At 62.7% G+C, this 26,970-nt stretch carries 27 protein-coding genes and 1 rRNA gene; 13 read left to right on the plus strand and 15 right to left on the minus strand.

The genetic code is table 11. The features are described from left to right. Positions 1-110 precede the first annotated feature (110 nt). Together rrf and BTW08_RS19235 are read left to right on the plus strand one after the other, a co-directional pair. A 5S ribosomal RNA gene (rrf, locus tag BTW08_RS14280) occupies positions 111-225 on the plus strand. A 397-nt stretch (positions 226-622) separates the two neighbouring features. Beyond that, entirely contained in the window at positions 623-943 is a 321-nt protein-coding gene (locus BTW08_RS19235; protein ID WP_188113758.1) for a hypothetical protein, read from the plus strand. 277 nt (positions 944-1,220) lie between these two features. On the opposite strand, the gene slmA is transcribed toward BTW08_RS19235, so the two are convergent. From slmA to BTW08_RS14360, 15 genes are all read right to left on the minus strand, one after another. Continuing rightward, a complete protein-coding gene (gene slmA, locus BTW08_RS14290) occupies positions 1,221-1,838 on the minus strand; it encodes a nucleoid occlusion factor SlmA (protein WP_075563204.1) in 618 nt (205 codons plus the stop codon). 127 nt (positions 1,839-1,965) lie between these two features. Then, positions 1,966-2,868, minus strand: a complete 903-nt coding sequence (gene argB / locus BTW08_RS14295) for an acetylglutamate kinase (protein ID WP_075563205.1) — start codon at positions 2,866-2,868, stop codon at positions 1,966-1,968. A gap of 89 nt (positions 2,869-2,957) precedes the next feature. Then, the gene (locus BTW08_RS14300) at positions 2,958-4,370 is read right to left on the minus strand and encodes a phosphomannomutase/phosphoglucomutase (protein ID WP_075563228.1); all 1,413 of its coding nucleotides are present in this window, start codon (positions 4,368-4,370) and stop codon (positions 2,958-2,960) included. A gap of 87 nt (positions 4,371-4,457) precedes the next feature. Further along, positions 4,458-5,009 carry a YaeQ family protein gene (locus BTW08_RS14305; protein WP_075563206.1) on the minus strand — a complete coding sequence of 184 codons (552 nt, stop codon included), beginning with the start codon at positions 5,007-5,009 and terminating at the stop codon, positions 4,458-4,460. 45 nt (positions 5,010-5,054) lie between these two features. Next, positions 5,055-5,555, minus strand: a complete 501-nt coding sequence (gene dut, locus BTW08_RS14310) for a dUTP diphosphatase (RefSeq protein WP_075563207.1) — start codon at positions 5,553-5,555, stop codon at positions 5,055-5,057. Positions 5,556-5,635: 80 nt separating this feature from the next. After that, entirely contained in the window at positions 5,636-6,895 is a 1,260-nt protein-coding gene (gene coaBC / locus BTW08_RS14315) for a bifunctional phosphopantothenoylcysteine decarboxylase/phosphopantothenate--cysteine ligase CoaBC (RefSeq protein WP_075563208.1), read from the minus strand. A gap of 105 nt (positions 6,896-7,000) precedes the next feature. Then, on the minus strand, positions 7,001-7,396 hold the full coding sequence (locus tag BTW08_RS14320) for a hypothetical protein (RefSeq protein ID WP_139313668.1): 396 nt from the start codon (positions 7,394-7,396) through the stop codon (positions 7,001-7,003). Positions 7,397-7,494: 98 nt separating this feature from the next. After that, on the minus strand, positions 7,495-8,667 hold the full coding sequence (uxuA, locus tag BTW08_RS14325) for a mannonate dehydratase (protein ID WP_075563210.1): 1,173 nt from the start codon (positions 8,665-8,667) through the stop codon (positions 7,495-7,497). Positions 8,668-8,669: 2 nt separating this feature from the next. After that, positions 8,670-10,166, minus strand: coding sequence for a mannitol dehydrogenase family protein (locus BTW08_RS14330; RefSeq protein WP_075563211.1), 1,497 nt, complete (start codon positions 10,164-10,166; stop codon positions 8,670-8,672). 4 nt (positions 10,167-10,170) lie between these two features. Further along, positions 10,171-11,451: a TRAP transporter large permease gene (locus tag BTW08_RS14335; RefSeq protein ID WP_075563212.1), complete on the minus strand. Its 1,281-nt coding sequence runs from the start codon at positions 11,449-11,451 to the stop codon at positions 10,171-10,173. Beyond that, entirely contained in the window at positions 11,451-12,044 is a 594-nt protein-coding gene (locus BTW08_RS14340; RefSeq protein ID WP_075563213.1) for a TRAP transporter small permease, read from the minus strand. The genes BTW08_RS14335 and BTW08_RS14340 overlap by 1 nt, the downstream gene beginning before the upstream one ends. 57 nt (positions 12,045-12,101) lie before the next feature. Then, positions 12,102-13,085 carry a TRAP transporter substrate-binding protein gene (locus tag BTW08_RS14345; protein WP_075563214.1) on the minus strand — a complete coding sequence of 328 codons (984 nt, stop codon included), beginning with the start codon at positions 13,083-13,085 and terminating at the stop codon, positions 12,102-12,104. Between the two features lie 99 nt (positions 13,086-13,184). After that, the gene (locus tag BTW08_RS14350; RefSeq protein ID WP_075563215.1) at positions 13,185-14,207 is read right to left on the minus strand and encodes a Zn-dependent oxidoreductase; all 1,023 of its coding nucleotides are present in this window, start codon (positions 14,205-14,207) and stop codon (positions 13,185-13,187) included. Between the two features lie 59 nt (positions 14,208-14,266). Beyond that, complete coding sequence (gene manD, locus BTW08_RS14355; protein ID WP_075563216.1) at positions 14,267-15,478, minus strand: D-mannonate dehydratase ManD; 1,212 nt, start codon at positions 15,476-15,478, stop codon at positions 14,267-14,269. A 29-nt stretch (positions 15,479-15,507) separates the two neighbouring features. Continuing rightward, on the minus strand, positions 15,508-16,212 hold the full coding sequence (locus BTW08_RS14360) for a GntR family transcriptional regulator (protein ID WP_075563217.1): 705 nt from the start codon (positions 16,210-16,212) through the stop codon (positions 15,508-15,510). Between the two features lie 194 nt (positions 16,213-16,406). Here BTW08_RS14360 and radC point away from each other — a divergent pair, with 194 nt between their 5' ends. The 11 genes from radC to BTW08_RS14415 all read left to right on the plus strand — a co-directional run bounded on the left by radC (position 16,407) and on the right by BTW08_RS14415 (position 26,894). Beyond that, a complete protein-coding gene (gene radC / locus BTW08_RS14365) occupies positions 16,407-17,081 on the plus strand; it encodes a DNA repair protein RadC (RefSeq protein WP_075563218.1) in 675 nt (224 codons plus the stop codon). Between the two features lie 492 nt (positions 17,082-17,573). Further along, complete coding sequence (gene rpmB, locus BTW08_RS14370; RefSeq protein WP_075563219.1) at positions 17,574-17,810, plus strand: 50S ribosomal protein L28; 237 nt, start codon at positions 17,574-17,576, stop codon at positions 17,808-17,810. Between the two features lie 11 nt (positions 17,811-17,821). After that, positions 17,822-17,977 (plus strand): 50S ribosomal protein L33, encoded by a 156-nt coding sequence (rpmG, locus tag BTW08_RS14375; protein ID WP_031384643.1) that lies wholly within the window; start codon positions 17,822-17,824, stop codon positions 17,975-17,977. A 105-nt stretch (positions 17,978-18,082) separates the two neighbouring features. Next, positions 18,083-18,898, plus strand: a complete 816-nt coding sequence (gene mutM / locus BTW08_RS14380) for a bifunctional DNA-formamidopyrimidine glycosylase/DNA-(apurinic or apyrimidinic site) lyase (RefSeq protein ID WP_075563220.1) — start codon at positions 18,083-18,085, stop codon at positions 18,896-18,898. A 213-nt stretch (positions 18,899-19,111) separates the two neighbouring features. After that, a complete protein-coding gene (locus BTW08_RS14385; RefSeq protein WP_110691483.1) occupies positions 19,112-20,314 on the plus strand; it encodes a class I SAM-dependent rRNA methyltransferase in 1,203 nt (400 codons plus the stop codon). Positions 20,315-20,341: 27 nt separating this feature from the next. Beyond that, positions 20,342-20,680 carry a DUF2007 domain-containing protein gene (locus tag BTW08_RS14390; RefSeq protein ID WP_075563221.1) on the plus strand — a complete coding sequence of 113 codons (339 nt, stop codon included), beginning with the start codon at positions 20,342-20,344 and terminating at the stop codon, positions 20,678-20,680. Between the two features lie 37 nt (positions 20,681-20,717). After that, positions 20,718-21,152, plus strand: a complete 435-nt coding sequence (locus BTW08_RS14395) for a thioesterase family protein (protein WP_075563222.1) — start codon at positions 20,718-20,720, stop codon at positions 21,150-21,152. 160 nt (positions 21,153-21,312) lie between these two features. Beyond that, a complete protein-coding gene (gene ald, locus BTW08_RS14400; protein ID WP_075563223.1) occupies positions 21,313-22,431 on the plus strand; it encodes an alanine dehydrogenase in 1,119 nt (372 codons plus the stop codon). A gap of 109 nt (positions 22,432-22,540) precedes the next feature. Continuing rightward, positions 22,541-23,554 (plus strand): tryptophan--tRNA ligase, encoded by a 1,014-nt coding sequence (locus tag BTW08_RS14405; RefSeq protein ID WP_075563224.1) that lies wholly within the window; start codon positions 22,541-22,543, stop codon positions 23,552-23,554. A gap of 163 nt (positions 23,555-23,717) precedes the next feature. After that, positions 23,718-24,932, plus strand: a complete 1,215-nt coding sequence (locus BTW08_RS14410; protein WP_075563225.1) for a YeeE/YedE family protein — start codon at positions 23,718-23,720, stop codon at positions 24,930-24,932. Between the two features lie 279 nt (positions 24,933-25,211). After that, positions 25,212-26,894 (plus strand): NAD-dependent malic enzyme, encoded by a 1,683-nt coding sequence (locus BTW08_RS14415; protein WP_075563226.1) that lies wholly within the window; start codon positions 25,212-25,214, stop codon positions 26,892-26,894. The last annotated feature ends 76 nt before the right edge of the window (positions 26,895-26,970 follow it).

Consider the following 26,970-nt stretch of genomic DNA (forward strand, 5'->3'; position numbering starts at 1 on the left):
GCCTCGTAGAGCGGGCAGGTAATGAGATGTAGCTCAGTCAGCATGATCCGAATCAGTTGGAATGAGGGTTGGGTAAGCGATGAAAACCCATCATTCCGACGTCAGTTTTGCCTGACGACCATAGCGAGCGGGAACCACCTGATCCATGCCGAACTCAGTAGTGAAACCGCTTAGCGCCGATGGTAGTGTGGGGTCTCCCCATGCGAGAGTAGGTCATCGTCAGGCATCTATTCCGAACCCCGGCCATTGGTCGGGGTTCACTTATTTAGGGGTCCCCCATGCGTTAGGGGTCTCCCATGAAGAGTTCCGGAGCGCCGGCCCACGGATGGCCGCCCCAATCATCGTCAGGCATCTATCCGAAACCCCAGCCAACAGGCTGGGGTTTTTTATGTCGGAAAGAAAACTGGTGACGCTGAAAACTCGTGCCGGCAACGTGTTTAGAACGGCGACTTCTGTATGTCGAGTAGGTCACGCGGGTCTCTGTTTTAAGCCGCTTGTCATATTTGTCATCAGACTTTTCCATGATGAGTAAAAAATGAGGAAAGAGAGTAAATCGGTGGATGATTGGTCCGGCTCAAGCTACCTTGTATGAGAATTCACGGAAGAGTAAAGGAGCTACACGATGCAATCCGAACTGTTGAAGAAACTGGCAATGGCGGCGCTGGTCGGTACGATGGCATTGGGCGTTGCAGCTTGTGACAGCGACGACGGGTCCGCCGAGGAAGCCGGTGAGTCCATCGATAATGCCGCGGATAATGCCGCAGAGTCTACCGACAACGCCGTAGATTCCGCCGAGGACAACATGGACGACGCTGGCGACGCCATGGGCGACAAGATGGATGACGCAGGCGACGCCACCGAAGATGCGATGGATGATGCCGGTGATTCCATGGAAGACGCTGGTGAAGACATGCAGGATGAAGCCAAAGAAAACCAGAACTGATCATTCTGACGACACTACGATGAAAGAGTCGTAAGTCCCGTTCTGATGGAGTTCCTCCTGTAAGGAGAGAGTTCTTCCGAAATGGCATTCAAGGCCCGAGCCCCGCATCACATGGGGTTCGGGCCTTTTCGTATCCGCCTAAAATATCAAGGAGCGCCGGTTTCATGGTGGGCGGTTGCTCTTAACTCGAATGGCAAGCACTTCTAACCATTTGCAGGCGCTCTTGGACTACTTGGAAGTTCTGAGCTCACTACGCTTTATCGAGAAAGGCAGGGTCTCAAGCCGGGGCGGATTGGGTTGCGGAGAATAGCAATCCATTCCCCAGAAGGCGCCACTGATCTTCCCAGTGCGTCGTGGGCAGATGCCGGAAGTCGCTACGCACGTACTGACTGATCCTGCCTTCCATGAAAGCCGACAGCAGATTAGCCGCCGCCGACACTGTCAGCTGTGGGCGCAACCCCTCGCGGAGTTCCGCCTCGCGCAGTATCTGCTTGAGCTGTGTTTCCAGTCGCTCGAACAGCTGGGACATGCGGGTGCGAAGACGCGCCGTCTCGCCGGTCAGCACGTCGCCATCCATCAGCCGGCTGAGACCGGGATTCTTTTCGGCGAACGTCAGCACCAGTTGAACGATCGTCTCGCAGCGCGCGAGCGCCGACGGTTCGTCGTCGAGGATGCGTCGAATACGCTCGAACAGGCTCGCCTCGATGAATTCGATCAGCCCCTCGAACATGCGCGCCTTGCTCGGAAAATGGCGGTAGAGAGCCGCCTCGCTGACACCAACCTGACGTGCCAGTGCGGCCGTGGTGATGCGTTTACCGCTATCTTCCTCGAGCATCAGAGCCAGTGCCTGGAGGATCTGCTCGCGGCGAGAGAGTGGGGGAGTTGCCTGCGTCATGACGGTTCTTATCGGTCGTTTTATTGGAGCTCCTTCCTGGAGCGGCCCGGACTGCTTGCCTGTCTGCTCAGCAGCCGAGGCGGGCCTTCCAAGCCCGCGATAATCAGAAACACGGTGAAGCCGGTCGTCAGCCGTGACTGTCGGTGATCTGAGTGCCGACCCCGGCATCGGTGAAGATCTCCAGCAGCGTCGAGTGCACCACGCGGCCGTCGACGATGACGGCGCTACCGACACCGCCCTTGACCGCTTCCAGGGCGCAGCGAATCTTCGGCAACATGCCGCCATAGATCGTGCCGTCGGCGATCAGCGCATCGACCTGCTCGGTGGAGAGTCCGGTCATGACGTTGCCTTCGGCGTCCTGCAGACCGGCGACGTTGGTCAACAGCATCAGTTTCTCGGCCTTCAGCGCTTCGGCCACCTTGCCGGCGACCAGGTCGGCGTTGATGTTATAGCTATGGCCTTCGCGATCGACGCCGATCGGTGCGATGACAGGAATGAAATCGCGTTCGGCGAGCATCTCGATCAGATCGGTGGAGATGTGTTCCACCTCGCCGACGTGCCCGATATCGATGATCTCGGGTTCGGTCAGTGCCGGATTGTACTGTTCGACCTTGAGCTGACGCGCCAGAATCTGGGCGTTGTCCTTGCCGGTCAGACCGATCGCCTTGCCACCGCACTGGTTGATCTGGGTGACGATGTTCTTGTTGACCAACCCGCCGAGCACCATCTCGACCACGTCCATGGTTTCGGCATCGGTCACGCGCATGCCGTTGACGAAGCGCGATTCGATGTTGAGTCGCGCCAGCAACTGGCCGATCTGCGGGCCACCACCGTGGACCACCACCGGATTGATCCCGACCTCCTTCATCAACACCATGTCGCGGGCGAAGGAGTCGATCAGCTTGTCTTCGGTCATGGCGTTGCCACCGTACTTGACCACCACCGTCTTGCCGGAATAGCGCTGAATATAGGGCAGCGCTTCCGACAGAATCTCGACCACCTGACGCGGATCGCGTGGGCTCTCGTTCATGAGGTGTTATATCTCCACTGTCTGTGCGCCACGAGTCTATCGAAAGCGGCGCGTTCCCTGTTGTTGCGCACGTCCCGTACTCGGCGATCTCAGAACGGCAGTTCGACGTGCGGTGCCACCGCCAGCAGGGCGGCGCCGAACTGACGCTGGATGCGAGCGAGCGCGGCCTGGTCCTTGCCCTCGAATCGCAGCACCAGTGCCGGCGTGGTATTCGAGGCGCGACACAGCCCCCAGCCATCGGGGTAGTCCACACGAATGCCGTCCAGCGTTGTCTTGATGCCATCCTGACCGAAGTCGCCGGTCTCGGCCAGTCGCCCGATGATCGCGAACTTCTCCTCGTCGGTGACCGCCGCGTTCAGTTCCGGGGTGCAGATATCCTGCGGGAAAGCGCTGAAAAAACGGTCGGCGTCATGCGGTTGGCGCGAGAGAATTTCCAGCAGCCGGGCGGCGGCATAGAGCCCGTCATCGAAGCCGTACCAGCGTTCGGCGAAAAAGATGTGACCACTCATCTCGCCGCCAAGCTGGGCGCCGGTCTCCTTCATGCGCGCCTTGATCAGCGAGTGGCCAGTGCGCCACATTTCGGGCTCGCCTCCCGCGCGCTCGATGACCTGGGCTAGATTGCCGGTACACTTGATATCGAAAACGATGCGGGCGCCGGGATCGCGCTCGAGCAGATCCACCGAGAAGGCCATCAGCAGCCGGTCCGGATAGATCATCTCGCCGGCCGGCGTCACCACGCCGAGGCGATCCCCATCGCCGTCGAAAGCCAGCCCGATATCCGCCTCGGTCTCCCGGACCTTGGCGATCAGGTCGACCAGGTTTTCCGGCTTGCCGGGATCGGGATGATGATTGGGGAAATCACCGTCGATTTCGGCGAAAAGAGGAATCGTCTCGACACCCAGCGCCTCGATCAGGCGCGGCCCGAGCTCACCGGCGACACCGTTGCCGCAGTCGACGACCGCCTTGAGCGGGCGCCCGCGTTGGCCTTGATCGAGCGAGATATCACCCAGGATGCGTTGGAGATAGGCCTCGCTGATATCGAGCTGCGTCAGAGTCCCTTCGCCTTCACTGAGATCGCCGCTGCGGATGCGCTCGAACAGGGCGGTAATCGCTTCGCCCGAAATCGCGACGCCGTCGAGCACGATCTTGAAACCGTTGTAGTCCGGCGGATTGTGGCTGCCGGTCACCATCACGCCGCTGCGACTCTCGTCGAGGGTGGCGGTGGCAAAATAGAGCACCGGCGTGGGTACGCGACCGATATCGATCACATCACGGCCAGCGGCCCTCAGGCCGCGAATCAGCGCCGCCTGCAGGCGAGGGCCGGAGTGGCGGCCATCGCGAGCGACGATCACGCACTGCTGCCCCCTCGCCACCGCCTCGCTGCCCACCGCACGGCCGATCCACTCCACCGTTTCCTCGGTCAACGTCTCGTCGACGATGCCGCGGATATCGTAGGCGCGAAAGATCGAAGCGGGCACGTTGGCGCCGGGCTGGTCATTCATCGTCGTTTCCTTGCCTTCGTTCGTCACGGCCATCGTTTACCACGTCTATCATCCACCATATCCGTCGTTCACTACGGCGATCCGTGTTCACGCCCAGCGCTCGAGCTCGAGTTCCACCGAGGCCTGTCCGTCGGTAATCAGCCACTGGCCTTCCATCAGCGTGGCACCCAGGCTCAGGTTGCGATCGACGAGAGCGGTCAGCGCCGCCAACGGTTCGGTGGGCAGATTCCAGACCTCGACCCGCGGCAGTGCGCGGATGTCGTTCTCGAGTTTCTTCCACCACTGCACCGCACTGCGGGGTGCGTAGGGATAGACCAGTACGCGTTCGGCTCGCGAGAGCCCCTGCTTGATCCGCTTCAGCGACGGCTCGCCCAATTCTATCCACAACAGGATGCGGCCGTCCGGCGCCTTGAGCCACAGGTCCGGCTCGTCGTCGCTGCTCAGCCCACGGGTCATGGCGAGTTCATCGTCGCCGCTGGTGAGAGGCGCGTTGGCGATAAACGCCAGCAGACGCACCATCAGCCGGGTCGCCGTCTCGGAAGGGTGGCAGGCCACGGTCAGCGCGTGATCGCCGTAGTAGTGACGATCCAGATCGCTGACGTTGAGTTTCGCTTTATAGATGGTTGCGCTTAGCGCCACGTGACATGTCCTTGCAGAGAACGGCTGTAGGAGGCGGAATAGGATTCACTGCCGGCCGGAGTGACCGAAGCCACCGCCAGCACGGTCGGTGGCGACGAACTCCTCGACGATCTCGAGTTCGGCCTGGACCACCGGTACCAGCACGTATTGTGCCAGCCGCTCACCGGGTTCGAGCATGAACGTCTCGCGGCCCCGGTTCCACACCGAGATCATCAGCTCACCCTGATAGTCGGAGTCGATCAGCCCCACCAGATTGCCCAGCACGATACCGTGCTTGTGACCGAGCCCGGAGCGCGGCAGCACCACGCCGGCCAGACCCGGGTCACCGATATGGATGGCGAGGCCGGTGCGTACCAGGGCGCTGTCACCGGGCGTCAGGGTCAGCGCCTCGTCGAGCAGCGCGCGTAGGTCCATGCCGGCACTGCCTACGGTGGCGTAGTGCGGCAGCGGGTAGTCGTGCACACGCTCGTCGAGAATCTTGACCGAAAGCTTGGGTTTGACCGTCGATGGAGAAGCGGGCGTGACGGACGGATTGCTGAGTGACATGAAAAACATTCCTGAAAGCGAATGACGTTGAAGGCTAGGCAGCGACCTAGCTTATCATCGCGGGGGCGGGTCGGACGCGACTAGGGGAGGCGATCGACGATGTGGTCGACGATGACGGCAGCCAGTGTCGCTTTGGCTTGAGCCGGAAGTTCGCGGCGTGTCGTCTGGTCGTGCTGTTTCCACAGTAGCGTGACGGCGTTGTCGTCACTGCCGAAGCCGACGCCTTCACGGGAAATATCGTTGGCGACGATCAGGTCCAGGCGCTTGCGTTCGAGCTTGCTGCCGGCGTGCGTTTCGAGATCCTGCGTTTCGGCGGCAAAGCCGACGGTGAAGGGGCGGTCCGGGCGCGCCGCGACCGTGGCGACGATATCCGGGTTGCGCACCAGCTCGAGGGTCAGGCCGCTGTCGGCGTCCGTCTTCTTGAGTTTGTGTTCGCTGACGGCTGCGGCGCGATAGTCCGCCACGGCGGCGCAGCCGATGAATAGATCGCAGGGCAGCTGGGATTCGACGGCGGCCAGCATCTCCGTCGCCGAGGTCACGTCGATGCGATTGACCCCCGGCGGGGTCGACAAGCTGACGGGGCCGCTCACCAGGCTGACGCTGGCCCCACGCTCGACGCAGGCGGCAGCGAGTGCATACCCCATCTTGCCGGAACTGTGGTTGGAGAGATAACGCACCGGATCCAGCGCTTCGCGAGTCGGTCCGGCAGTGATCACCACGCGCTTGCCGACCAAATCCTGGTGCACGGGCATCATTCTGGGCGATTCTCCGCCGGATTGTCCGACCTCGTTCAGCAGCTGGGCGAGAATGGTTTCCGGCTCCAGCATTCGGCCCAGGCCGACGTCGCCACAGGCCTGGTCGCCGGCGTCCGGCCCCAGCAGGGTCCAGCCCAGCTCGGCGAGTCGATCGGCATTGGCCAGCGTCGCCGGGTGGCGCCACATCGCCTGATTCATGGCGGGCGCCATCAGGCATCTGGCTTCGGTCGCCAGACACAGCGTGGTCAACAGATCATCGGCATGGCCGTGGGCTAGTCGCGCCATCAGGTCGGCGGTGGTCGGCGCGATCAGGATGATATCCGCCCACTTGGCCAGCTCGATATGGCCCATGCCGGCCTCGGCTTCCGGATCCAGCAGCGAGGTGCGCACGGGCTCGCCGGTGAGTGCCTGCAACGTCAGCGGCGTGATGAACGCCTGGGCGCCCTCGGTCATGACCACGCGCACCTCAAAGCCCGTCTTTTTCAACAGGCGAGCGAGATTGGCGCTCTTGTAGGCGGCGATGCCGGCGCTGATGCCGAGCAGAATGCGGGTTCCGGCCAATTCCGGACCAATCGGTAGCGACATGGGATCTGTCCTGATGGTTCGGTCGTTACCATACCATTGCGGTCGCGGGTTGCGTAATGGTGCGCTGGAAGTGGCGACCGCCGTTGCAGCGGCCCCCCGTGGCGATCACTCGGCGTTGCCGAGCTCGCCTTCGCCGACGACCTCGTCGCCCTCCAGCCACTCGATGCTGTCGCTGCCATCACGACGAACGCCGTAGCAGGTCGGTTTATCGTCGCCGTAATCGAAGCACATGCGATCGTCGACGATCGTCGCCTGGCCGGTATAGCCGTCGCCCTCGATCTTGCCGTCCTGGCGGTAGACTTCGTCGTACTGCTGGCCACTCGCCATGGCGCCCTGCACGCGATGCCCCCAGACCTGCTGCTGGATCTCCTCGCCGCTGAGTCGTTCGCCCTCGGCGGCGGTTGCCGTGGTCGCGAAGGCGAGCATTGCCAGCGTGGTTGCCAGGCAGAGAGTCGGTAATATTCGAGCCTTGGGAGAGACTGATGATGTCTTGATCGACATGGTTCATGAACCCCGCGCTGTTGCGTGAATAGTGGTCGTGCGTGACGGCCGTACCCAGGAGCTTACGTGGAGAGGCGTGAAGGAGATGCGCCGGGTCATCAAAAGAGCCGTTCTATCGCACGTTCCACCCCGCGCAGCTCGGCGAGCCCCTTGAGCCGACCGATCAACGGGTACCCGGGGCGGCTGTCGCGAGCCAGGTCATCGAGCAGATGATGGCCGTGATCCGGGCGCATCGGCAGTCGGTCGCCGCCTTCACGCTGGCGTCGGCGCTGTTCGCTAACCAGCGCGCCGATCACCCCGACCATATCGACGTCGCCGTCCAGATGCTCGGCCTCGTGGAAACTGAGCGGGTTGGCTTCGCGACGGGTAGCGCGCAGATGCACGAAATGGATATGCGGCGCGAAACGCTCGGCCATGGCGACCAGGTCGTTGTCCTCCCGCACGCCGTAGGAGCCGGTGCAGAAAGTCAGGCCGTTGGCTGGGCTGGGTGCGCTATCGAGCACGTACTGGGCATCTTCGGCCGTCGAGACCACGCGCGGCAGCCCCAGCAGTTCCCGGGGCGGGTCGTCCGGGTGAATCGCCAGGCGCACGCCGGCTTCCTCCGCCGTGGGCACGATAGCGCGCAGGAACGTGGTCAGATTGGCGCGGAGCCGTTCAGCATCGATCTCGCGGTAGGCGTCGAGCGCCTGGCGAAAATCTTCCAGCGTATAGTGCTCTTCGGTGCCGGGCAGCCCGGCGATAACGGTGTCGACCAGCTGCGTTCGTGCCGCCGCGTCGAGTGTCTCCAGGTAAGCGCTGGCCGCGTCCCGCTCGGTCTCGCTGTAATCGGTTGCTGCCCCTTCGCGCTCGAGCAGAAACAGATCGAAAGCGGCGAAGGCGGTCTGGTCGAAGCGCAGCGCGGTACCGCCATTGGGAAGCGGCCAGGCCAGGTCGGTGCGCGTCCAGTCGAGGATCGGCATGAAGTTGTAGCAGACCACGTCGATACCGCACTGGCCCAGGTTGGCGAGCGTCTGGCGATAGTTGTCGATGTAGCTCTCGGGTGCCGGCAACCCCTGCTTGATCGCTTCGTGAATCGGCACGCTTTCGACCACCGACCAGGTCAGGCCGGCGGATTCGATCAGGCGTTTGCGCTCGGCAATGGCGGCGACCGGCCAGATCTCGCCGTTGGGGATCTCGTGCAGGGCCGTGACGATGCCGGTTGCGCCGGCCTGGCGAATCTCGCCGAGGGTGATGGGATCGGCCGGACCGAACCAGCGCCAGGTATGTTCCATGATCAAGCGTCCCGATCAGAAAAATTGAGTGTCAAAGCGGTAATCGTGGCTTCCACGCCGCCGCTCTCCAGTTGCATCAGCGCGTCGACGATCTGCTGGGCGAATAGTCGATCATCGCGCAGTGTCGCGGGAAAGACGGCATCGAGCGCGAGAAAGGCGTCGACCAGTGCGGCGCGGTCGCCGCCATGGCGACGATGCAGCGCGGCGAACGTCTCGGCCATGGGGTCGTCCACCGGATGCGGCTGGCCGTCGAGATCGGTGCCGACGGTATAGCGGATCCAGCCAGCCACGCCCAACGCGGTCGCACTGATCGCGTCGTCGGCAGTCAACCGTTCGACACCGCCGGCCAGCCAGCGCTGGGGAATCTTCTGCGAACCGTCCATGGCGATCTGCTGCAGGCGGTGGTGCAGGCTGTCGTTGCCGAAGCGTGCCAGCAGGCTGTCGGTATAGGTGCCGGCATCGGCGCCATCCGGCAGTGACAGCGTGGGGATCGCTTCCTGCTGCCAGTAGTGCTGAAGCAACTGGCGGAAAGCGGGGCGAGCGACGGCGGCATCGACCGTTTCGATGCCGGCGAGGGCGCCCAGGTAGGCCAGCAGCGAGTGGGCGCCGTTGAGCAGGCGCAGCTTCATGGTTTCGAACGGTGCGACGTCGGCGACCATCTCGACACCGTCGGTTTCCCAATCCGGCCGGCCCTGCGGGAAGTCGTCCTCGACCACCCACTGGCTGAAAGTTTCACAGACCACCGCGCCGGGATCCCCGACGCCCAACGCTGCCAGACGCTGGCGGTCGGCGTCGGTCATCGCTGGCACGATTCGGTCGACCATGCTCGAGGGGAAGGCGACGCTGGCTTCTATCCACTCGGCCAGCGCCTCATCGCGATGACGGGCCAGCGAGACCACCGCGCGCCGCGTGCGCTGGCCGTTGTGGGGCATGTTGTCGCAACACAGCACGGTGAATGGTGCGATCCCGGCCGCTCGGCGTCGCGCCAGCGCTTCCACCAGCATGCCCGGGGCGGTATCCGGGGATTCCGGATGGGCAATGTCGTGGGCGATCGGCGCAGCATCGCTCAGCAGTTCGCCGCTGCCCGGGCTCAGGAAATAGCCCTTCTCGGTCACGGTGAGCGTGACGATTCGCACCTCAGGATTGCTCATCCGCGCTAATAGCGCTTCGCGATCCGGACCATCCGGCCCTGCGTAGAGCGCTTCACGGATGGCGCTGACCTCGCGCAGGGTGACGTGTTCGCTGTCGCTGAATTCGGCGACGTGGTAGCGGTAGTCGCCGTCGCGAAGCTGATCGACCAGCGTGCGGTTGGAACGGATGTTGGCGCTGCAGAGGCCCCACTCGCTTTCCTCCCCGGTGGGAGTGCGATTGATACTTCGCTGCAGGTAGACCGCTTGATGGGCGCGATGGAACGCGCCCAGCCCCAGGTGGACGATGCCGATCCCGCTCGGGCCCCGTCGGCTCGGCTCACGTTCGATATGGGTGTCGGCTGCGGCCATGGCGCTATTTCCCCATCAACAGGTTGGGCAGCCACAGCGAGATGGCAGGAACGAAGGACACCAGCATCAGCACGATCAGGTTGCAGATCAGAAACGGGATGATGGCTTTGGCGACATGCAGCATAGGCAGCTTGCCGATACTCGAGACCACGAACAGGCAGACGCCCACCGGCGGTGTGGTCAGGCCGATCATCAGGTTGAGTACCGCCATCACGCCGAAGTGGATCGGATCCATGCCCACGCCGGTGGCCACGCCCAGCAGCGCCGGGAATAGGATGATCAGCGCGGCGATCGTCTCCATGAAGGCGCCGACGAACAGCAGGATCAGATTGAGGATCAGAATGACCACGATCGGATTGGTGCTGATACCGAGAATCGCATCGGCGAGCATCTGCGGGATCTGCTGGCTGGTCAGGATCCAGCCGAACAGATTGGCCAGGCCGACCAGCAGCATCAGCGAGGCGGAGGTGATCACGGTGTCCGACAGGATGCCGCCCAGATTGCGCCAGTTGATCCCCTTGTAGACGAAAGTGCCCACCAGCAGTGCGTAGAGGCTGGCGACGATCGAAGCCTCGGTCGGCGTGAACAGTCCGCCGATGATGCCGTAGAGAATGATGAAGGTCATCATCAGCGCCCAGAACGCGCTGCGGCCCTCCTTGATCAGCTCCTTGAAGGTGGCGCGCTTCTCCTTGGGATAGCCGCGCCGCACGGCCAGCCAGTAGGCTGTGATCATCATCGCCACGCCCAGCAGCAGACCGGGGACGGCGCCGGCCAGGAACATGCGGCCGACGGAGATGCCGGAGAGCGAACCGACGATGATCATCGGTACGCTGGGCGGGATGATCGGGCCGATGGTGGAGGAGGCGGCGGTCACGGCGGCGGCGAACGGCTTGTCGTAGCCGGCTTTCGACATCCCCGGAATCATTACTGAGCCAATGCTGGCGGCGTCCGCCACGGCGGTACCGGAGATGCCGCTGAAGATCATCGAGCCGCCGACGTTGGCCAGACCCAGGCCGCCGCGGATGTGCCCGACCAGGGCATTGGAGAAGCGCACGATGTGCTGGGTGATGTTGCCCACGTTCATCAGATTGCCGGCCATCACGAAGCCGGGAATGCACAGCAACACGAAGGAGTCGATGCCGGAGAACATCCGCTGCGGCACGATGGTCAACGAGATCCCACCGAGCATCAGGTAGGCCAGTGACGATACGCCGAGACAGAAGGCGATCGGCAGACCGATCAGCAGCAGTACCAGAAAGGTGACGAAGAGAACGGCGATTTCCATCAGAGCGCCTCCTGGCGAGTGGTGTCGGCGCGCTCGCCACGAATCATGGCGATGACCCCCTCGGTCATGCCGATCAGGCTGTACAGCAACAGCGACCCGAACAGCACCACCGAGGAGAAGAAAATGTAGAGCATGGGAATGCGCAGCGTCGGCGACGTCTGGAACGCCCCGATCTGGGCGAATTGCCAGGCATTAGGCAGCACCAGAATGGTGAAGATGAAGGTGATGGCCGAGATCAATACGAGATAGGCAGCACGGCCACGAAAGCCGAGCCAGCCATGAAACAGTTCGACGTTGACGTGGCGGTTACGGTGCTGCACCACGCCGGCGCCCAGCGCTACCATGTAGATGAAGAGATAGCGGGTGAGCTCTTCGGTCCACGATAGCGTGATGGGCAGAAACAGTCGCGAGGCGACCTGCAGCAGCACGGTCAGTGACAGCCCCACCAGGGCGATCACGGCCAGCCACAGCATAAGGCGATCCAGCCCGTCAGCCAGGCGGCCGATGGGGCCGCCCAGGCGCGGAACACGATTCAGGATCTCCAGGCTCTCCTGAATATCCTGCGGCTGAGTGTCCGTTTGTCGTTCCGACATGGCGCTCTCCGAACAGGGGAATGGGGCCGGGAGCGTCGTGCCCCCGGCGTACGATTATCAGAGACCCTGAATTTCGTCGTAGAGCTTGCGCTGATCTTCGTCGAGCGAGTCGAGCACCGCCGGACGCGCTTTCTTGGCAAACGCCTCCTGATCGACATCGACGAACTTCATGCCCTTGTCCTTGAGCGCTTGTTCGAGACGTTTCTGGTCATCGACGAACAGCCCTTCCTCGTAGGACTGCATCTCGCTGGCCGCATCGCGCACCACGCTCTGCAGATCGTCCGGCATCGATTCGAGCTTCTGCTTGCCGATCACCACGTAGATCCAGCTGCGGACGTGATCGGTCATGTCCACGTACTGCTGGACTTCGTTGAAGCTGGCGCTCTCGATCAGGCTGAGCGGGTTTTCCTGCGCTTCGATGGTGTTCTGCTGCAGCGAGGTAAACACTTCGCTGAAGGCCATCGGGGTCGGGCGGGCGCCCAGTGCTTCCCAGGTATCGACGAACAGCGGCACGTTGGGCACGCGGATGCGCAGGCCGTCGAGGTCATCGGGGGTCTTGATCGGGCGATTGGAGGTCAGCTCACGCGGGCCGCGCTCGAACCAGGCGATCGGCACCAGGCCCGTGCGCTCGGTGATCTGCTTCTCGATCTGCTTGCCGACGTCGCCTTCCACGGCCTTGCGCATATGGTCCGCATCACGGAACAGATAGGGCACGGCCATCATCGCGGCGGCGGGCGCCCAGTTCTGCAGGCTCTCGCCGGTGATGGTCATGTCGGCGGTGCCCAACTGGATGCTGTTGATCACATCCATCTCGCTGCCGAGCTGCTCGTTGGGAAACACCTGAACCTCGATGCGGCCGTCGGAGTTGGCTTCCACCAACTCCTTGAACTTCAGCGCCGCCTTGTTCCAGATGTTCTGTTCATTGGCCAGATGGCCGAATTTCAGCGTGTAGTCCGCAGCCATTACTGCCTGACTGCCCAGAAGCGTGGCACCGAGGGCAGCGCCGGCCAGCAGGTGTTTGAGTGTGGTGGTCGTCAACATGGCGTGAGTCTCCTGTCGCGTGGGATACGCGTCGGTTTTGTTGTCCGAACTCGCACCTCCGGATCTTTTTCCGGCATCAGAGCGGGTTCGATAGGACGTTCAAGGCGAGATTTTCACCAGCACCTTGCGCGCCTGTTCCGGGTGGTTCTCGAGCAGGTCGATGGCACCGGGCATTTCGGCCAGGGCGATGCGATGGCTGATCAGCGCCTTGGGATCGAGACGACCGGCGGCGATATGTTCGATCACCTCCGGGAATTTGCGGTTGTTCAGACGCGAGCCGACCAGCGTCAGCTCCTTCTTGATCACTTCCAGCTGAATCAGGTCGCTGGGCGTGGGGCTGAAACCGAGCAGGCCGACGCGCCCGGCGGGGCAGGCCATCCGCAGCATGGCCGGCAGCATCGCCGGTATGCAGGCGGCATCGGCGATCAGCGGGATGCCTTCGCCATCGGTCGCCTTCAGCACGGCCTGCTCGAGATCGTCCGTGCGACCATTGATGGTGTGGGCGGCGCCCAGTTCGCGAGCCGCGGCCAGGCGTTCATCGAGAATATCGGTGACGATGATCCCCTCGAGGCCGATGGCGCGTGCCATCTGCAGCAGGGTGAGACCGATGACGCCGGCGCCGATGATCAGCAGCCGATCGCCGGGCCGGGGTTCCATCCGCGACAGCACGTTGGCGGCGATGGAGTAGGGCTCGACCAGCGCGGCGGCATCGAGATCGAGACCGTCGGGCAGTCGATGGGCGTTGGCCGCCGGCACGTTGACCTGCTCGGCGAAGCCGCCATTTCTGTGCACGCCGATCACCTGCATCGCGCTGCAGACGTTGGGCCGGCCGATGCGGCAGGGATAGCACCGGCCGCAGCTGACGACCGGATCGATACAGACGCGCTCACCGACACGGGTCGCGTCGATGCCTTTACCGACGGCGCTGATCACGCCGGCGAACTCGTGCCCTGTGATGCGGGGAAACTGCACGAAGGCGTTGTCGCCATGGATGATGTGCATGTCCGAGCCGCAGATGCCGGCGAATGCGACGTCGATAACGACTTCACCCGGTGCTGGGGCCGGCGCAGGCTGATCGCCGACGGCGAACGCATGAGGGGCGCTGACTTCAAAGGCTTGCATCGATAACTCTCCTGACATTCTCACGGTATCCGGCATCGCTCGTTCACCCGTGCCGGCGTCTACCAGTGCCACAGCGTGCCGTCATCGAGCCGGTTGACCGGCAGACTGGCGCGCTTGAACGGATAGCGAGCGGCGGCTTCCTCGTCGATATCGACGCCGTGCCCCGGCGATTCGCCGACCAGGAAATGGCCATCCTCGAAGCGATAGTCGTGGGGGAAGACGCTGTCGGTCAGCTCGTCGTGGGGCATGTGCTCCTGAATGCCGAAGTTGGGCACCCAGGTATCGAAGTGGATCGCGGCGCCGAGACACACCGGCGACAGGTCGGTGGGGCCGTGGAAGCCGGTGCGCACGTGGTAGAGCGAGGCCAGATCGGCGATCCGGCGCAGTTGCGTGATGCCGCCGCCGTGGGTCAGCGGCGTACGAATGTAGTCGATCCACTGGTTCTGGATCATCTCGCGGCAGTCGTGGATCGAGTTGAACACTTCGCCGATGGCGAGCGGCGTGGTGGTGTGTTCGCGGATCAGACGCAGGCTCTCCTGGTTCTCGGCGGGGACGCAGTCCTCCAGCCAGAACAGATGGTAGGGCTCTACCGCCTTGCCCAGACGCGCCGCTTCGATCGGCGTCAGCCGGTGGTGGACGTCGTGCAGCAGGTGCAGATCGTGACCGAAGCGCTCGCGCACCGCGGCGAACAGCTGCGGCACGTGGTTGAGGTACTTCTCCGTGCTCCAGGCGTGCTCGGCGGGCAGTTCGGAGTCCGCCGGTTCATACCGCTCGCCTTCCCGCTTGGCAACGCCGTAGATCGTCTTGATGCCCGGGACGCCGGCCTGAACGCGTACCGCCTTATAGCCGAGCTCGACGTGCCGGGCGACTTCTTCCAGGCAGCTGTCGATATCTTTACCGGTGCAGTGGGCGTAGGTCATCACCCGCTCACGGCTCTTTCCCCCCAGAAGTTGATAGAGCGGCATGTTGGCGGCTTTGGCCTTGATGTCCCACAGCGCCATGTCGACGGCGCCGATCGCACTCATGGTCACGGGGCCACGACGCCAGTAGGCGCCGCGATAGAGATACTGCCAGGTGTCCTCGATGCGGCTGGCATCGCGACCGATCAGCGCCGGCACGACGTGCTCTTCGAGATAGGCGGCGACGGCCATTTCGCGGCCGTTGAGCGTGGCGTCGCCGATGCCGTAGGTGCCGGATTCGGTGATCAGTTTGAGGGTGACGAAGTTGCGTCCCGGGCTGGTGACGATGACGCGGGCGTCGATGATTTTCATGGACTCTCCGGCTAGGGAAAACGGCGGTTTCAGTGGTTGTCGAACAGATCGGGAAAGCGTTCGATCAGCCGCGGCAGTGAAATGAGCAGCTCGCGCAGATGCGTCTGCACGGCGTGTTCGGCAGCGCCCGGGTCGCGATTCTTGATCGCCTCGACAATGCGGGCGTGCTGCTCGACCAGGGTTTCCAGTGGCGTCCCGTCGGGTACGCTGATGTAGCGCACGCGGTCGAAGTGCGCCTTGACCTCTTCGGTGAATCGCCAAGCCGACTCATGGCCGGCTTCTCGAGACAGCGTCTGGTGGAACTCCTCGTCGAGCACATAGAAGCGGTCGTAATCCCCGCCGCCGATCGTCCTGCGCTGGCGCTCGACCAGCTCGAAGAGATCGTCGAGCCCGCGTGTCGACAAGCCTTCTTCCGCTGCGGACTTGGCTACCGCCACCTCGATCGCCTCGCGCACGAAGCGCGCGCTGTAGACCGCCTGAGGCGAGATCTTGACCACGAAAGTGCCGCGTTGCGGGCGGACTTCGACCAGCCCTGCTTCAGAAAGGCGGATGAAGGCCTCGCGGACGGGCTGACGGCTGACCTCGAAGGTGTCGGCAATCTCTTTCTCCGACAGTGCCTGCCCCGGTGCCAGCACCAGGCGGATGATGGCGTGGCGCAGCACGTCGTAGAGGCGCTGGCGAACATGGCCGGCATCCGAGCTGTTCCAGAGGCTCTGTAAGGTCGTGGGGGTCAAGGAGGCTCCGATGTCGATGTCTGGTGGGCATGCTTCAAGGGCTTGTCTGACTAGTATGGTAGTGGGTTGTCAGAAATTGGCGATTCAACTTTGGGACTAGAAGTACGCCTTTTCCGGTAACCGCTCACAGGTTTCGGGAGACGCGGCCGATGTCCTGAGTCAGGGCTCAGACACGACGGGTGAACGGGAGGGGCATGGGAATACGCGATTGGCCGGAGGGAGAACGGCCGCGGGAAAAGCTGATGACGCTAGGGTCTTCGGCGCTGTCGGATGCCGAGCTGCTGGCGATCTTCCTGCGCGTCGGCGTCAAGGGGCGTTCGGCGGTGGATCTGGCGCGGGATCTGCTGAGCGCCTTCGGCGGACTGCGCCCGCTGCTGGAGGCGGATCGGCGACGATTCTGCGCCGAGCACGGCTTGGGGGAGGCGACCTACGTTCAACTGCAGGCGACGCTCGAGCTATCGCGCCGCCATCTGGGCAGCCTGCTCGAACGCGACGCGGCGCTGACGTCGCCTGCGCTGGTGCGCCAGTTCCTGAGCGCGCAGCTGCGCCACCTCGATCACGAAGCGTTCGCGGCGCTGTTTCTGGACACCCAGCATCGCGTGATCCGATTCGAGATTCTGTCCGAAGGCACGCTGGACAGCGCTTCCGTCTACCCGCGCGAGGTTGCTCGGAGAGCATTGGCGCGCAATGCCGGCGCCGTCATCTTCGCGCACAATCACCCCTCCGGCGTCGCCGAGCCGAGCGATGCCGACCGCCGAATCACCGAACGTCTGCGCGAGGCGCTGGCCCTGTTCGACATCCGCGTGCTGGATCATTTCGTGATCGGTGACGGCGAAGTGATCTCTTTTGCCGAACGCGGGTGGTTGTAGAGCGGTGGTTGTAGAGCGTCAGTCGTAGAGCGTCAGTCGTAGAGCGTCAGTCGTAGAGCGCTGGTCTTGTAGAGCGGTTCTCGAACGTTGGCGGTGCAGGGTGGTTACGGGGCGTCGGCTGCATCATATAGAGAGGCAGCAGAACCATTTCGAGAAGGGGATGGGAACGCGTGCTGGTTTCGGGTAACATACCGCGCCATGTTCTCGGGTGGTTTCTCGAGGGGGCTATCGGTAACGATTGCCCCGCGCGATAACGATTGCCCAGGTCTGGCTCGCACGGCACGGATGATTGCTTCAGTGCCTTGTGGCTCGACTTGTTGCGAAAATCAGGGCGCTCTGGTATAAAGTACGCCCTTTGAATCAGGGCATACGGCGAGAGCTCGTCATTTCGTGCGTCTTCCGAGGTGGCTGGGGTAGTCCCGAAAGGGGTATTCCGAAACAGATGCCCGAGATAAACCGAACAACCCAACCCGCCAGTGGTCGGAGGCTTCCATGTCCCAAGTTTGTCAGGTTACCGGTAAGCGTCCGGTGACTGGTAATAACGTCTCGCACTCACAGCGCAAGACACGTCGTCGTTTCGTCCCGAACCTGCACACGCATCGTTTCTGGGTCGAATCCGAGAAGCGATTCGTCAAGCTGCGCCTGTCTTCCAAAGGCATGCGCATCATTGACAAGAAGGGCATCGAAGCGGTGCTCGTCGATATTCGCAAGCGTGCCGCTAGCCTTTAAGGAGTCGAGACATGCGTGACAAGATCAAGTTGGTGTCCAGTGCCGGTACCGGCCACTTCTACACCACGGCAAAGAACAAGCGTAACACTCCGGACAAGCTTGAATTCAAGAAGTACGATCCGGTTGTTCGCAAGCACGTCATGTACAAGGAAGCCAAGATCAAGTGATCTAGCTTACCGACAGCGCTGAATAGGCGCTGGATGACAGTACGGAAAACCCGGTCCTCGACCGGGTTTTCTCGTTTGTGATGGCTGAAACGCGAGAATCCGAGCATGCCCGAGCTTCCCGAAGTCGAAACGACACGCCGCGGTATCGCGCCCTACGTGGAGGGTTGGGAGATCGTCGAGGTCATCGTGCGCCATCGCAGCTTGCGCGTACCGGTGCCGAGCGATCTGGAATCGGCGCTGATCGGCGGGCAGTTCGGCGAGCTTTCCCGCCGCGCCAAGTACCTGCTGCTGCCGCTGGCGGATCGGACCCTGCTGTGGCACCTGGGGATGTCCGGCAGCCTGCGTATCGCCCGCGTCGGCGATCCACCCAAGAAGCACGATCATGTCGATGTCGTGTTCGAGGGAGGGGCCATCCTGCGCTACCACGATCCGCGGCGTTTCGGCTTCGTCGATTGGCTGCGGGGGAGCGCCGACCTGGATACCCGGCTATCGCGGCTGGGTCCGGAACCGTTGTCGCTCGACTTCGACGGTCAGCGGCTCTATCGGCTCTCCCGGGGCCGCCGCGCCTCGGTAAAGACCTTTATCATGGACAACATCGTGGTGGTGGGTGTGGGCAATATCTATGCCACCGAAGCGCTGTTCATGGCAGGCATCGATCCGCGCCGGGCAGCGGGGCGCGTCTCGCTCGAGCGCTTCGCGCGCCTTGCCGAGGCGATCAAGACCGTGCTGGCGGCGGCGATTACTCAGGGCGGAACCACGCTGCGGGATTTCGTCAGCGGCACCGGCGAGCCGGGATACTTTGCCCAGCGGCTCAACGTCTATGGCCGTGCCGGCGAGCCGTGCCGTCACTGCGGGCTGGAGCTGCGCCATATCGTGCTGGGTCAGCGCGCCACGGTTTACTGCGCCCTCTGTCAGACCTGAGCGGCAGTTTGCTGGTCGCGTCAGGACTGACCTTCCGGCCCGAAGCTCGGCCGTCGGGTCGAGATCGGTTCTAAATCCATTCGATTTTGCCTCTGCGGGTTGGTGTCGGACGCATGCGGGTTAGAATGCGCCAGGATTTCTGTTTCTCGACGCCCGTTCGAAACTTTTTTTCCAACTTTTTTTCCCGATGTCCTTGCCGATGGAGCCCTGCACATGGAGTCAACCGTGACCCAGACCCTGCGTCTCAAGAAGAACGCCGATCGACGTCTGAAGGCGGGCCATCTGTGGCTCTACTCCAACGAGATCGATATCCAGGCGACGCCGCTCAAGGATCTCGAGCCGGGTGCGCAGGTGATCATCGAAGCCGCCAACGGCAAGGCGATGGGTGTTGCCTACGTCAATCCGAACTCGCTGATCTGCGCGCGAGTGGTCTCCCGGGATGCCAATGTCCGACTCGACCGTTCGCTACTGGTGCATCGTTTCAACCAAGCGCTGGCGCTGCGTGATCGCCTGTTCGCCAAGCCGTTCTATCGGCTGATCCATGGCGAAGGCGATCTATTGCCGGGGTTGATCATCGATCGATTCGACGACGTGTTCGTGGTGCAGCTCAACACGCTCGGCATGGAAATGGTTCGCGACGAGGTGATCTCGGCGTTGGACAAGGTGCTGTCGCCTCGCGCCATCGTGTTCAAGAACGATTCCAGCGGCCGTCGTCTGGAAAAGCTCGATTCCGAGGTGGCAGTGGTCCATGGCGAACTGCCGGACGAGGTGCTGCTGGAAGAGAACGGGGTGCGTTTCGTGGCCCCGGTGCTGGACGGTCAGAAGACCGGCTGGTTCTACGACCACCGCGCCAACCGCGCCTGGCTCAATGGCCTGGTCGCCGGCAAGCGCGTGCTGGATCTGTTCAGCTACGTGGGCGGTTGGGGTGTTCAGGCTGCGGCTCACGGTGCCAGCGAAGTGCTGTGTGTCGACGCGTCGGAGAAAGCGCTGGATCGCGTCGCCGAGAACGCCGCGCTCAACGGTGTCCACGAGCAGGTCGCCGTCGGTCATGGCGATGTCTTCGAAGCCATGACCGCGCTGCGTGCCGAGGGTGAGCGTTTCGATGTGGTGGTGCTCGATCCGCCGGCGTTCATCAAGAAGCGCAAGGATCTTACCAATGGCGAACGCGCCTACGCCCGACTCAATCGCGAGGCGATGCGCCTGTTGAGCCGCGATGGCCTGCTGATGTCGGCCTCCTGCTCCATGCATCTCTATGAAGAGCGGCTGGTCGAGTGCGTACGGGGTGCGGTTCGTCATCAGGACCGCCACGGCCAGATTCTCTATCGTGGCGGCCAGTCCGGCGATCACCCGATTCATCCGGCCATTCCGGAAACGGCCTATCTGAAAGCGCTCGGCGTGCGGGTCTTCCACAATTGATCGACGCCACTGACGGGGATCGCTGACATGTCTGCCGGCCAGGTTTGCGTGTTTCGTCACTCCAATGTCTTGTTGGTCAGTCATGTTCGTAACGTGATCGAGAGCGCGGGTCTCTCGGCCACGTTGCGCAACATGACGCTGGCCGGCGGGGCAGGAGAGTTGCCTCCCGATCAGTGCGAAGCGGAAGTCTGGGTGGCGATCGAGGCCGAATGGCAGGCGGGCCAGCTGGTCCGGGAGGCGCTCGACGGTCCCGCCGTGAGCGCGCCGGCATGGCGCTGCGCTGGCTGCGGCGAACGGCTGGACGGCGTGTTCGATCGCTGCTGGCAGTGCGGTCATGAGCGCCCGACAGAATTCGCATCGATCTGACTTTAAGTCATTGACCGACGCTGCTCAGGAGGCCCGTATGACGTGGGATCTGCCCAGCCCTTTCGTGATCGACATCCAGGTCGAGGCATCGAGCATCGATCACTACGGGCACGTCAACAACGCGGAATACCTGCGCTGGGTCGAGCGTGCCAGTTGGGCGCACTCCCGGCATCTAGGTTTGAGTCTGGAGGACTACCGCGCGCTCGATCGCGGCATGGTCGTCCATCGCCACGAGCTGGATTATCTGGCGCCCGCCTTCGAAGATGATCGCCTCCAGCTCGCCACGTGGATCATTGCCTGCGACGGGCGTCTGACGCTGAAGCGCCGGTTCCAGCTCTGCAATGTCGCAAGCTCTCGTACGCTGCTTCGTGCGCGCACGCGTTTTGCCTGTATCGAACTTTCCAGTGGTCGGCCCAAGCGAATGCCGCCTCGATTCGTCGAGGTATACGGTGATGCGGTGATCGCTGGTTAGCAAATATTCCTGTCTTTGCCTCTAAATCCGGATATTCGTTCGAAGGGCGGGCGTTATTCGGGTCTTGTTCGTCTTTTATCCGCGGCTATCCCGTCTTTATTGCTGCTGTGCTGTAATTCGCTCGATCCTTTAATGATAACCAGCGATCGAGGAAATCATCATGCATATCGGCGTGCCCAAGGAAATCAAGAATCATGAATACCGCGTCGCTTTGACGCCGGGCGGCGTGCGTGAGCTGATCGCTCGGGGTCACCGGGTGTCGGTGCAGGCGGAAGCGGGTACCGGATCCGGCTATGCGGACGATGCCTATCGGGAAGCGGGCGCCGAGATGATGAGCGACGTCGACGCGCTCTGGGCAGCCGCCGACCTGATCCTCAAGGTCAAGGAGCCGCAGGCGGAGGAAGTCGCACGGCTGCGCCCGCAGCAGACGCTCTTCACCTATCTCCATCTGGCCGCCGAAGAGCCGCTGATGCGAGGGCTGATCGAGAGCGGCGCGACCTGCATCGCCTACGAAACCATTACCGATGCGCTAGGCGGTCTGCCGCTGCTGGCGCCGATGAGCCGCGTCGCCGGGCGCATGGCCGTTCAGGCCGGCGCCCACAGTCTGGAGAAGGCGCAGGGCGGTGCCGGTATTCTGCTGCCGGGCGTGCCCGGTGTGGCGCCGGCCAAGGTGACGGTGATCGGCGGCGGCGTGGTCGGCGAGAACGCCGCGCGCATGGCGCTGGGTCTGGGTGCCGAAGTGACGATCCTCGACAAGTCCCTGCCGCGATTGGAAGTGCTCGATCATCGCTATCAGGGCCAGATCCGTACGGTCTATTCGACCACCGAGACCCTGGAAACGGCGGTGCGCGAGTCGGACATGATCATCGGCGCGGTACTGGTGCCCGGCGCGGCCGCGCCCAAGCTGATCAGCCGCGCGATGCTCGCCGAGATGAAGCCGGGCAGCGTGCTGGTGGACGTGGCGATCGACCAGGGAGGCTGCTTCGAGACCAGCAAGCCGACGACCCATGCCGATCCCAGCTACGTCGTCGACGGCATCGTTCATTACTGCGTTGCCAACATGCCCGGCGCGGTGGCCCGCACCTCGACCCAGGCGCTGACCAATGCGACGCTACCCTTCGTGATCGCGCTGGCCGACAAGGGCTGGAAGCAGGCGCTGGCCGACGATGTTCATTTCCGCGGCGGCCTCAACGTCCACGCCGGCCAGGTGACCTACGCCGCCGTCGGCCAAGCGTTCGGGATGGAAGTGGTTTCGACCGAGCAGATTCTGAAGGGTTGAGACCAGCGTTCTACCCAAGCGGGGTGTTCGCTATAGGGGAGGTGGCACGGTAAACTGCCCGCACTGCCACTTTCCTCTATGCCATTTCCCGGACAGATTCGAAGACTCCATGAGCAAGCGACGCGTTCTTACCGGCATCACCACCACGGGTACGCCGCATCTGGGCAACTATGTCGGCGCGATCAAGCCGGCCATCGCCGAGAGCCAGAATCCCGACGTCCAGTCCTACTACTTTCTCGCCGACCTGCACGCGCTGATCAAGTCGCAGGATCCGCAGCGCATTCAGCAGTCGCGTCTCGAGATCGCTGCCACCTGGCTTGCGCTGGGGCTGGATACCGATAACGCCATCTTCTATCGCCAGTCCGATATTCACGAGATTCCCGAGCTGACCTGGCTGCTTTCCTGCGTCTGCGCCAAGGGCTTGATGAATCGGGCCCATGCCTACAAGGCGGCGGTGGCAGACAACGAGGCCGTGGGCCAGAGCGATGCCGATCGCGGCATTACTATGGGCCTGTTCGGCTATCCCGTGCTGATGGCGGCAGACATCCTGATGTTCAACGCGCACAAGGTGCCGGTGGGCCGGGATCAGATTCAGCATATCGAGATGGCGCGCGATATGGCGGGGCGCTTCAATCATATCTACAAGGGCGATTATTTCACCCTGCCCGAGGCGATCGTCGACGAGAAGGTCGAGGTGTTGCGGGGCCTGGATGGCCGCAAGATGTCGAAGAGCTACGACAACACCATTCCGCTGTTCGTCAGCGAGAAGAAGCTGCTCAAGCTGGTGCGCAAGATCAAGACCAACTCGTTGGAACCGGGCGAGCCCAAGGATCCGGATACCTGCACGCTGTTCCAGATCTACTCGGCCTTCGTCACGGCGGAGGAGAGCGCGGCGATGCGTCAACGCTATCAGGAAGGTATCGGTTGGGGCGACGCCAAGAACGAGGTGTTCGAGTATCTCAACGCTCATCTGCGCGAGCCGCGCGAGCGCTATGAGGCGTTGATGAATGATCCTGGCCATATCGAGCAGGTGCTGGCGAAGGGCGCCGAGCGTGCGCGCGCCGAGGCCAATACGCTGATGGAGAGGTTGCGTATTGCGGTCGGGTTGGGCCGCTTCCAGTAAGCGTTTGCTCAAGCGGGAAAGCCGGCCACTGCGCCGGCTTTTTTGAGAGTGATTCAGATATATAACTAAATCAGCTAATCAAAGTCATTTTCGTCGTTTTCGTATTCCCGACCAAAAGACTAAAGTATCGCCATTCGATTTTAGTCTAAAGGAAGTTCCGCTTATGACGACTCTGACACGCACGTCGCCACCGGGGATCGGACGGCTATCGCCGAAGGCCTGGATCGCGGCAGTCCTGCTGGTGCTGGGTTCGCTGGCAGTTGGTCTGGCTTTTGGCGGTAATCAGGGCTGGCTGATGCTGGTCGGCGGGGCGTTGGGTATTGTGCTCTATCACGCCTCGTTCGGATTCACTTCCGCCTGGCGCGTGTTCATCACCGAGCGCCGCGGTCGTGGCCTGCGCGCGCAGATGGTGATGCTGGCACTCGCCGTGGTGCTGTTCTTTCCGGCATTGGGGGCGGGAACGCTGTTCGGCCATCCGGTGCAGGGCTTCGTGTCGCCGATCGGCGTTTCGGTGATCGTAGGCGCTTTCCTGTTCGGCGTGGGTATGCAGTTGGGCGGCGGTTGCGCTTCCGGGACGCTGTTCACCGTGGGTGGCGGTAACGCCCGCATGCTGATTACGCTGCTGTTCTTCATCGTCGGTTCGGTAATCGGCACGGCGCATTTTGCCTGGTGGCAGAGCCTGCCGGCCTTTCAACCGACCTCGATGATCGATCTGTTCGGCACCGGTGGTGGCATCGTTGCCAGCCTGGTGCTGTTCGCGGCGATCGCCGCGTTGACCATCGCCATGGAGAAACGTCGTCACGGCCAGCTGGAGCAGACCTCCTCGGTCTCGCCCGGCCCGGGTCGTTGGCTGACGGGCCCCTGGCCGATTCTCGCCGGTGCGGTTGGCCTGGCGCTGCTCAACTTCCTGACACTGGCGCTGGCCGGCCGCCCGTGGGGAATTACCTCGGCGTTTGCGCTGTGGGGCGCCCAGGCATTTCAGGCTGTCGGTGGCGATGTGACTGGCTGGGGCTACTGGCAAAATCCGGGACGCGCGGCGTCTCTCGACAGCAGTATCTTCAGTGATGTCACCACAGTGATGAACGTCGGGATCATTCTCGGCGCCGGGCTGGCGGCATCCCTAGCAGGGCGATTCGCGCCCAATTTCCGCATTCCGCTGCGTTCTGTCGCGGCAGCGGTGATCGGCGGTCTGTTTCTGGGCTACGGCGCTCGTCTGGCATTCGGCTGCAACATTGGGGCCTATTTCAGCGGTATCGCCTCCGGCAGTCTGCACGGCTGGCTATGGCTGGTGGCGGCGTTCGCCGGCAACATGTTCGGCGTCAAGCTGCGGCCGCTGTTCTTCCCTGGGCCCGCGAAACCGGTCGCGGCGAGCTGCTGATAACGGTTCGATGCCCTGATGAAAGCCCCGCTTCGGCGGGGCTTTTCAGTGTCGGATTAGTCTTTTGGCAAGGGTTTCCATCGCGGGCATGCCATTGACCGCGGCAGATGGCATACTGGTCGGCCCTCGGCCAGCCATGGGCTGGCCAGGCGTCTCTGCGGTTGCCAGGCAACTGCAGGAACGATAACGACAATGCGCCATCGGGCCTGCACCAACGACCGGTGAGCTCGCCCGGCCGAGAGGCGCGTTTCATTCGTTGGTTACCGCGAGAGTCGATTCATGTCCGATCACGCCAAGCGCCCGCTTTACATCCCCTACGCTGGACCGTCGCTACTGGAGACGCCGCTGCTCAACAAGGGTAGTGCCTTCACCAGCGAAGAACGGGTCGAGTTCAATCTGGTGGGTCTGCTGCCGCAGAACGTCGAGAGTATCGAAGAGCAGCTCGAACGCGCCTACCATCAGTACACGCTGTGTCAGAACAATCTCGACAAGCACATCTATCTGCGTGCGATTCAGGACGACAACGAGACGCTGTTCGGCCGTCTGCTGGAAGAGCATCTCGAGGAGATGCTGCCGATCATCTATACCCCGACGGTGGGCGAGGCGTGCGAAGAGTTCTCCAATATCTATCGCAATCATCGCGGTCTTTTCATCTCCTATCCCGACCGTCACCGCATGGAAGATATCCTTCGCAGCGCCACCAAGGACAAGGTCCGGGTGATCGTGGTGACCGACGGCGAGCGTATTCTCGGCCTGGGCGATCAGGGTATCGGTGGCATGGGGATTCCCATCGGCAAGCTTTCGCTCTACACCGCCTGCGGCGGTATCAGCCCGGCGTACACACTGCCGATCACGCTGGACGTGGGTACCAACAACCAGAAGCTGCTCGATGATCCGATGTACATGGGCTGGCGGCACAAGCGCGTCTCGCCGGACGAGTACGCCGAGTTCATTACCCTGTTCATGGAAGCGCTGAAGGCTCGCTGGCCGAATGTGCTATTGCAGTTCGAGGACTTCGCGCTGACCAACGCCATGCCGCTGCTGGAGCGCTATCGCGATGAGCTGTGCTGCTTCAACGACGATATCCAGGGCACGGCCTCGGTGGTAGTCGCCACGCTGCTAGCCTCGTGCAAGGCCAAGAACGTCAGGCTCAGCGAGCAGACGATCACTTTCGCGGGGGCCGGTTCCGCCGGTTGCGGTATCGCCGAGCAGATCGTGATCGCGATGACCCGCGAGGGGCTGTCGGAAGACGAAGCGCGCCAGCGGGTCTTCATGGTCGACAAGGACGGCCTGCTAACCACCGACATGGAAGGGCTGCACAGTTTCCAGCAGCGCCTCGCCCATGATCCGACGAAGCTGGGTTTCGACAGCGACGTCCGTCTGCTGATCGACGTGATTCGCAATGCCAAACCGACGATTCTGATCGGTGTTTCCGGTCAACGCGGCCTGTTCACCGAAGAGGTGATCAAGACGCTCAACGCCAACTGCGAGAACCCGCTGGTCATGCCGCTCTCCAACCCGACTTCCAAGGTCGAGGCGGTGCCGCAGGACGTGCTGGAATGGACCAACGGTCAGGCGATGGTCGCCACGGGGAGCCCGTTTCCGCCGGTGGAGATCAACGGTCGCGAGATTCCCATCGCGCAGTGCAACAACTCCTATATCTTCCCGGGCATCGGGCTGGGGGTGATCGCCGCCAACGCGACGCGCGTCACCGACAACATGCTGATGGCGGCGTCCAATGCGCTCGCCGACAGCGCCCCGATCGTCAAGACCGGTGAAGGCGCGCTGCTGCCGGCGCTGGGCGATATCCGCGAAATCAGCCAGTTGATCGCCTTCGCTGTCGGCAAGCAGGCCCAGACCGACGGTGTCGCGCTCTCGTCCAGCGACGAAGTGTTGTGGGACGCGATCCACGGTCACTTCTGGTATCCGCGTTACCGCCAGTATCGTCGGCGTTCGATCTGATGTCGTGAGCTACGAGCTACGAGCTACGAGCTACGAGCTACGAGCTACGAGCTACGAGCTACGAGCTAAGAGCTAC

This window comes from Salinicola sp. MH3R3-1 (assembly GCF_001937155.1).
In the GTDB taxonomy this organism is placed as follows: domain Bacteria; phylum Pseudomonadota; class Gammaproteobacteria; order Pseudomonadales; family Halomonadaceae; genus Salinicola; species Salinicola halophyticus.

Coding starts and splice junctions, on each gene's coding strand:
- BTW08_RS19235 (WP_188113758.1), top strand. CDS start 623: ATGCAATCCGAACTGTTGAAGAAACTGGCAATGGCGGCGCTGGTCGGT.
- slmA (WP_075563204.1), bottom strand. CDS start 1,838: ATGACGCAGGCAACTCCCCCACTCTCTCGCCGCGAGCAGATCCTCCAG.
- argB (WP_075563205.1), bottom strand. CDS start 2,868: ATGAACGAGAGCCCACGCGATCCGCGTCAGGTGGTCGAGATTCTGTCG.
- BTW08_RS14300 (WP_075563228.1), bottom strand. CDS start 4,370: ATGAATGACCAGCCCGGCGCCAACGTGCCCGCTTCGATCTTTCGCGCC.
- dut (WP_075563207.1), bottom strand. CDS start 5,555: ATGTCACTCAGCAATCCGTCCGTCACGCCCGCTTCTCCATCGACGGTC.
- coaBC (WP_075563208.1), bottom strand. CDS start 6,895: ATGTCGCTACCGATTGGTCCGGAATTGGCCGGAACCCGCATTCTGCTC.
- BTW08_RS14320 (WP_139313668.1), bottom strand. CDS start 7,396: ATGTCGATCAAGACATCATCAGTCTCTCCCAAGGCTCGAATATTACCG.
- uxuA (WP_075563210.1), bottom strand. CDS start 8,667: ATGGAACATACCTGGCGCTGGTTCGGTCCGGCCGATCCCATCACCCTC.
- BTW08_RS14330 (WP_075563211.1), bottom strand. CDS start 10,166: ATGGCCGCAGCCGACACCCATATCGAACGTGAGCCGAGCCGACGGGGC.
- BTW08_RS14335 (WP_075563212.1), bottom strand. CDS start 11,451: ATGGAAATCGCCGTTCTCTTCGTCACCTTTCTGGTACTGCTGCTGATC.
- BTW08_RS14340 (WP_075563213.1), bottom strand. CDS start 12,044: ATGTCGGAACGACAAACGGACACTCAGCCGCAGGATATTCAGGAGAGC.
- BTW08_RS14345 (WP_075563214.1), bottom strand. CDS start 13,085: ATGTTGACGACCACCACACTCAAACACCTGCTGGCCGGCGCTGCCCTC.
- BTW08_RS14350 (WP_075563215.1), bottom strand. CDS start 14,207: ATGCAAGCCTTTGAAGTCAGCGCCCCTCATGCGTTCGCCGTCGGCGAT.
- manD (WP_075563216.1), bottom strand. CDS start 15,478: ATGAAAATCATCGACGCCCGCGTCATCGTCACCAGCCCGGGACGCAAC.
- radC (WP_075563218.1), top strand. CDS start 16,407: ATGGGAATACGCGATTGGCCGGAGGGAGAACGGCCGCGGGAAAAGCTG.
- rpmB (WP_075563219.1), top strand. CDS start 17,574: ATGTCCCAAGTTTGTCAGGTTACCGGTAAGCGTCCGGTGACTGGTAAT.
- rpmG (WP_031384643.1), top strand. CDS start 17,822: ATGCGTGACAAGATCAAGTTGGTGTCCAGTGCCGGTACCGGCCACTTC.
- mutM (WP_075563220.1), top strand. CDS start 18,083: ATGCCCGAGCTTCCCGAAGTCGAAACGACACGCCGCGGTATCGCGCCC.
- BTW08_RS14385 (WP_110691483.1), top strand. CDS start 19,112: ATGGAGTCAACCGTGACCCAGACCCTGCGTCTCAAGAAGAACGCCGAT.
- BTW08_RS14390 (WP_075563221.1), top strand. CDS start 20,342: ATGTCTGCCGGCCAGGTTTGCGTGTTTCGTCACTCCAATGTCTTGTTG.
- BTW08_RS14395 (WP_075563222.1), top strand. CDS start 20,718: ATGACGTGGGATCTGCCCAGCCCTTTCGTGATCGACATCCAGGTCGAG.
- ald (WP_075563223.1), top strand. CDS start 21,313: ATGCATATCGGCGTGCCCAAGGAAATCAAGAATCATGAATACCGCGTC.
- BTW08_RS14405 (WP_075563224.1), top strand. CDS start 22,541: ATGAGCAAGCGACGCGTTCTTACCGGCATCACCACCACGGGTACGCCG.
- BTW08_RS14410 (WP_075563225.1), top strand. CDS start 23,718: ATGACGACTCTGACACGCACGTCGCCACCGGGGATCGGACGGCTATCG.
- BTW08_RS14415 (WP_075563226.1), top strand. CDS start 25,212: ATGTCCGATCACGCCAAGCGCCCGCTTTACATCCCCTACGCTGGACCG.